This window comes from Piscinibacter sp., from assembly GCF_050175855.1.
Taxonomy (GTDB): domain Bacteria; phylum Pseudomonadota; class Gammaproteobacteria; order Burkholderiales; family Burkholderiaceae_C; genus Piscinibacter.
In genome coordinates this window covers 1-5,815 of the sequence record NZ_JBFXIO010000332.1, presented here as the reverse complement: position 1 = coordinate 5,815, position 5,815 = coordinate 1, and the positions used below count along the sequence as shown (strand labels likewise).

Below are 5,815 nucleotides of genomic sequence, written 5' to 3'. Positions count from 1 at the left end.
GAGCTGCTTGTCGGTCGGCTTGATGCCGCGCGACTCGAGGATGTTCACGTTCGAGAACAGCTCCTACTCGAAGTTGAAGAGGAACAGGCGCACGCGCGCGCGCGCGACCGGGTCGCCCGGCATCAGCTGCGGGTGCGGGAAGCGCTCGTCGATGTATTCGTTGATGATGTGCGACTCGTACAGGATGAGGTCGCGCTCGACGAGGATGGGCACCTCGTTGTACGGGTTCATCAGCGCGATGTCTTCGGGCTTGGCGAACAGGTCGACGTCGCGGATCTCGAAGTCCATGCCCTTCTCGAACAGCACGAAGCGGCAGCGGTGCGAGTACGGGCAGGTGGTTCCGGAATAAAGCACCATCATGGCGGTGTGCTCCTAGAGGCGGCAAAAAACACGAGCGCAGTGGGTGCCGGGAACGGGCAACACCACTGCGCTGCGGCCCGCCGCTCCAGCGGGAGCGGCGGACGAGAGGACGGTCACTTCACGTCTTTCCAGTAGGCGGCGTTCAGGCGCCAGGCGATCAGCGTGAAGACACCGAGGAAGATCAGCACCCACACGCCGATGCGCACGCGCTGGCTGCGCGCCGGCTCGCCCATCCATTGCAGGTAGGCGACCAGGTCGCCCACCGCCGAATCGTACTCCCGCGGCGTCATCTTGCCCGGCGTGAGCTGCTCGAAGCCGTCGAAGCGATGGATCGTCTTGGCCGGGTCGTGGGGATCCTTCTCCTCCACGTAGCGGGCGGCGCGCTGGCCCTGCAGTTCCCACAGCACGTGCGGCATGCCGACGCCGGGGAAGGCGAGGTTGTCCCAGCCGGTCGCCTTGGACGGATCGCGGTAGTAGGTGCGCAGGTAGGTGTAGAGGTAGTCGGCGCCGCTGCCCTGGCCGAACGAGGCGCGCGAGCGGGCGATCACGCTCAGGTCGGGCGGCGTGCCGCCAAACCAGTCCTTGCCCTGCTTGGGCGTGATCGCCACCTGCATGGTGTCGCCGACCTTGTCGGTAGCGAACATCAGGTTGCTCTTGATCTGCTCTTCGGTCAGCCCGATGTCGCGCAGGCGGTTGTAGCGCATGAACGCTGCCGCATGGCAGTTCAGGCAGTAGTTGGCGAACAGCTTCGCACCGTTCTGCAGCGCGGCCAGGTCGTTGGACTTCTCCTGGGGGAACTTGTCCCAGGCGATGCCGCCGCCGGCAGCGTGGGCACCCGCCGCGAGGCCGAGCGCCATGAGCAGGGAGAGGATGATCTTCTTCATGATGTGGTCGTTCCGGCGGGTCGCGTCAGTGGGCGGCGAAGTTCACGCGGTCGGGCACCGGCTTGAACTCGCCGAGGCGGCTCCACCAGGGCATCAGCAGGAAGAAGCCGAAGTAGAACAGCGTGCCGACCTGCGACACCCGCTCGCCGATCGGCGACGGCGGCTGCACGCCGAGGTAACCGAGGATCAGGAAGTTGATGACGAACAGGCCGTACACATACTTGTGCCAGTTCGGGCGGTAGCGGATCGACTTGACCGGGCTGTAGTCGAGCCAGGGCAGGAAGAACAGGATGATCACGGCGCCGCCCATCACCACCACGCCCCAGAACTTGGCGTCGATGGCCAGCATCAGCGCCGACACCACCAGCGCACCGCCGAGGATGGCCACCTTGAACAGGCCGCCGACGCGGGCCTTGAGCAGGCCCAGCACCGCACCGGCCACCACGCACGCGATCAGCACGTACATCATCTCGGTGGTGATGGCGCGCAGCATCGAATAGAACGGCGTGAAGTACCACACCGGTGCGATGTGCGCCGGCGTCTTCAGCGGATCGGCCGGGATGAAGTTGTTGAACTCCAGGAAGTAGCCGCCGAACTCGGGCGCGAAGAACACGATCGCGGTGAAGGCGATCAGGAACACCGACACGCCCAGGATGTCGTGGACGGTGTAGTACGGGTGGAACGGGATGCCGTCCAGCGGCTTGCCGGAAGCGTCCTTCTTCGCCTTGATCTCGACGCCGTCGGGGTTGTTGGAGCCGACGTCGTGCAGCGCGAACAGGTGCGCGACGACCAGGCCCAGCAGCACCAGCGGCACCGCGATCACGTGGAAGCTGAAGAAGCGGTTCAGCGTGGCGTCGCTGACCACGTAGTCGCCGCGGATCAGCAGCGCGAGGTCCGGGCCGACGAACGGGATGGCAGCGAACAGGTTGACGATCACCTGGGCGCCCCAGTAGCTCATCTGGCCCCAGGGCAGCAGGTAGCCCATGAAGGCCTCGGCCATCAGCGTCAGGAAGATCGCGCAGCCGAAGATCCACACCAGCTCGCGCGGCTTGCGATAGCTGCCGTAGATCATGCCGCGCCACATGTGCAGGTAGACGACGACGAAGAACGCGCTCGCGCCCGTCGAGTGCATGTAGCGGATGATCCAGCCGCCCGGCACGTCGCGCATGATGTACTCGACCGACGCGAAGGCCAGCGCCGCATCGGGCTTGTAGTGCATCACGAGGAAGATGCCGGTGACGATCTGGATCACCAGCACCAGCATCGCCAGCGAACCGAAGAAGTACCAGAAGTTGAAGTTCTTCGGCGCGTAGTACTCCGACATGTGCACCTTGTAGGCCGAGAACGCCGTCGGGAAACGGTTCTCGAACCAGGTGGTCACCTTCTGGGCGACCGGCGCGTCGGCGGGGAGTTCCTTGAATTCAGCCATGGTCGTGCTTCCTGTCCTGTTCAGGCCTTCTTGTCTTCACCGATCAGCAGACGGGTGTCGGACAGGTACATGTGCGGAGGCACCTCGAGGTTGTCGGGGGCCGGCTTGTTCTTGAACACGCGGCCGGCCATGTCGAAGGTCGAGCCGTGGCAGGGGCACAGAAAGCCGCCGGCCCAGTCGTCCGGCAGCGAAGGCTGCGCGCCGGGCTGGAACTTGTCGGACGGCGAGCAGCCCAGGTGCGAGCAGATGCCCACGGCCACCAGGATCTCGGGCTTGATCGAGCGATGCTCGTTGCGAGCGTACTCGGGCGTCAGTTCGGCCGGGTTGCGCAGCGACTTCGGGTCGGCCAGCTGGCCGTCGAGCTTGGGCAGCGCCGCCAGCTGTTCCGGGGTGCGCTTGACGATCCACACCGGCTTGCCGCGCCACTCCACCGTGAGCTTCTCGCCCGGCTTCAGGGCGCCGATGTCCACCTCGACGGCGGCACCGGCAGCGCGTGCGCGCTCGGAAGGCTGGAACGAACTGACGAAGGGCACGGCGGTGAAGCCGACACCCACGGCGCCTGCGCATCCCGAGGCGATGAGCCAGGTGCGTTTGCCGTTGTCGACGGAGCTGTCACTCATGGGATTCCTCTGGGCAGACTGCGTAACTTATTCAGGGTCAACCCGGCATTCTAACGGACGCGTCAAGAGGGGATCCACGTCGCGCCGACGGCCCGCGGCGTGATCAAGCTCTCATCGTCAAGGCGCGGTCACCACGGCGGCGCCGAGGCGTTCACGCCGGGCCGGAGCGCGGCTTGACTTGCCTGCCACCGTGGGAATACTGCACGGCGCCGCGCAGAAGTGACGGCCACCTCACCACAACGACAGACAGAGGAGTTCCCCATGGGATTCGCAAGCGAGTTCAAGGAATTTGCGATGAAGGGCAATGTCGTCGACCTCGCGGTCGGCGTCATCATCGGCGCGGCGTTCGGCAAGATCGTCGACTCGGTGGTCAAGGACCTGATCATGCCGATCGTCGGCCGCGTGATCGGCGGCCTCGACTTCTCCAACTACTTCGTCAAGCTGGCCGACCCGCCCGCCGGGTACAGCGGGCCGATGACCTACGAGGCCCTGACCAAGGCCGGCGTGCCGCTGTTCGCCTACGGCAACTTCATCACCGTGGCGATCAACTTCGTGATCCTCGCCTTCATCATCTTCATGATGGTCAAGCAGATCAACCGGCTGAAGAAGGAGGCCCCTCCGGCCCCGCCGGCCGCGCCGCCGGAAGACGTGGTGCTGCTGCGCGAGATCCGCGACGCGCTGAAGAAGTGACCCCCGTCCGGCCGCGGTCGGCGGCCGTGACGCAACGCACATCCGGGGGCGGGTTTTTGGGCCCATACTTCACGGTCGCCTGCCCGTCGGCGTGACCGACGCCCGCGGCCGGGCCGCCCGACCCGCCCCCTCGATGAACCTCTCCGACCCCCGCCAGAAGGCCGCAGTCGATTCGGCCGTCAGCCTGATCAACAAGACCGCGGCGTCGGTGGCCGATCGTGTCTCGGATCTGCTGGGCACGCTGTCGCTGTCGGCCACGAAGACCGCCGAGCGGGATGCCTTGCTCGCGGCGCAGTTCGACCTGCGCCGCAACATGGCGGCCTTCCACCTGACGTTCCGCGACACGCTGCGCGAGTGCATCACCAAGGACCTGTCGCCGCGCGCCGACGGTCGCCGGCGCCTGGAAGCCACGGACTGGCAGTCGCTCAGCCTCGTGGACGACAACGAGGTGGAGCAGAAGCTGTACGCCGACCGCATCGCCGCACAGATCACCCAAGAGTGCGAGTGGGAGCAGGCCGAGGTGGCCTCGCACATGGCGGCATTGCTCAACTCGATGCGCCGCGAGGAGGACCGCAATCCCTTGCGCCCGGCCAGCATTGGGCTGGCCACCTATCGCGCCATCGAAGCCGCAACGCCCCAGCCGGAGCCCCGCAAGTTGCTCGCACGCGAGATGGGCCTGGCGCTGGCCAAGGCCATGAAGCCCTGCTACGCCGACATCCTGCGCGACCTCCAGGCGCGCGGCGTCAAGTCGGCCGGCCTCAGCGTTCGAGCCGGTGACGGGCCGGGCTTCCATCTCCCCGGCGTCAACTCGGGCTACGCCACGCTGCAGCACAGCGAGTACCGGTCCACCGGCGGCTTCGCGCCGAGCAGCGGCTTCGCTCCCCAGGAAGCGCCGGCGCCGGCCTACCCGCGCGGCCCCGGCCTGGCGGGCCTGCCGCAGACCGGCCCGGGCAGCGGCGCCGGAACGCTCTCACGCGCCGACCTCGGCGCCCGCGCGATGTCGGCACAGTCGCATGCCGACGTGCAGCTGATGGCCCTGCTGCGCCGGCTGAACACGCTGGCCAGCCGGCCGGGGGAGCTCGACCCGCCGCAGCCCGCGAACAGCGCAAGGGGCAGCTTTCACAGCACCGGCCGCCCCGGCTTGGCCGGCATCACGCCGGACAGCCGCTACCCGCGAGGCGCGGCAGGCAGTGGGGCCGGCCTGTACAGCGACAAGCTCACCGGCCTGATGGCGGTGAACCTCATCCGTGCGCATCGCGAAGAGCTGATGCAGGCGTCGAGCGGCAAGCTCGACCACATGGTGATCGACGTGGTCGGCAGCCTGTTCGACCAGATCCTGTCCGACCCGCGCGTGCCGCCGCAGATGGCGCGCCAGATCGCCCGCCTGCAGTTGCCCGTGCTGCGCGTGGCGATGCACGATTCCACCTTCTTCTCGTCGCGGCGCCATCCGGTGCGCCGCTTCGTCAACCGGATCGCCTCGGCGGCCTGCGCCTTCGACGATTTCGGCGACGGCCCGGGCAAGGAACTGCTCGACCGCGTCCGCCAGCTGGTGCAGGAGATCGTCGAGGGCGACTTCGACCAGATCGAGATCTACACCGCCAAGCTCGCCGACCTCGAGCAGTTCATCGCCGACCAGACGCAGGGTCAGGTCCAGCAGACGCCGGCGGCGGCCACGCTGGAGAGCAAGGAATCCGAGCTCCGCATCCAGCAGCGCTACATGCTGCAGCTGTCCTCGGCGCTCAAGCCGATGTCGCTGCCACCCTACCTGCGCGACTTCGTTTCGCAGGTCTGGAGCCAGGCGCTGGTGCTGGCCATCCGGCGAGACGGAGCCT

The 5,815-nt window shown here is 67.1% G+C and carries 5 protein-coding genes and 1 pseudogene; 2 read left to right on the top strand and 4 right to left on the bottom strand.

What is annotated here, in order from left to right:
• Positions 1 to 66: 66 nt before the first annotated feature.
• The 4 genes and pseudogenes from AB7U92_RS20540 to petA form a co-directional block, all read right to left on the bottom strand.
• A pseudogene (locus AB7U92_RS20540) lies at positions 67 to 360 on the bottom strand (glutathione S-transferase N-terminal domain-containing protein); the annotation flags it as partial.
• A 113-nt stretch (positions 361 to 473) separates the two neighbouring features.
• Complete coding sequence (locus AB7U92_RS20535; RefSeq protein WP_428581345.1) at positions 474 to 1,244, bottom strand: cytochrome c1; 771 nt, start codon at positions 1,242 to 1,244, stop codon at positions 474 to 476.
• Between the two features lie 25 nt (positions 1,245 to 1,269).
• Positions 1,270 to 2,673: a cytochrome b gene (locus AB7U92_RS20530; RefSeq protein ID WP_428581342.1), complete on the bottom strand. Its 1,404-nt coding sequence runs from the start codon at positions 2,671 to 2,673 to the stop codon at positions 1,270 to 1,272.
• Positions 2,674 to 2,693: 20 nt separating this feature from the next.
• Complete coding sequence (gene petA / locus AB7U92_RS20525) at positions 2,694 to 3,293, bottom strand: ubiquinol-cytochrome c reductase iron-sulfur subunit (RefSeq protein WP_428581339.1); 600 nt, start codon at positions 3,291 to 3,293, stop codon at positions 2,694 to 2,696.
• Positions 3,294 to 3,554: 261 nt separating this feature from the next.
• On the opposite strand from petA, the gene mscL reads away from it, so the two are divergent.
• Together mscL and AB7U92_RS20515 are read left to right on the top strand one after the other, a co-directional pair.
• Entirely contained in the window at positions 3,555 to 3,983 is a 429-nt protein-coding gene (mscL, locus tag AB7U92_RS20520) for a large conductance mechanosensitive channel protein MscL (RefSeq protein ID WP_428581336.1), read from the top strand.
• Positions 3,984 to 4,116: 133 nt separating this feature from the next.
• On the top strand, positions 4,117 to 5,815 hold a 1,699-nt coding region (locus tag AB7U92_RS20515), incomplete at its 3' end, for a DUF1631 family protein (RefSeq protein WP_428581333.1).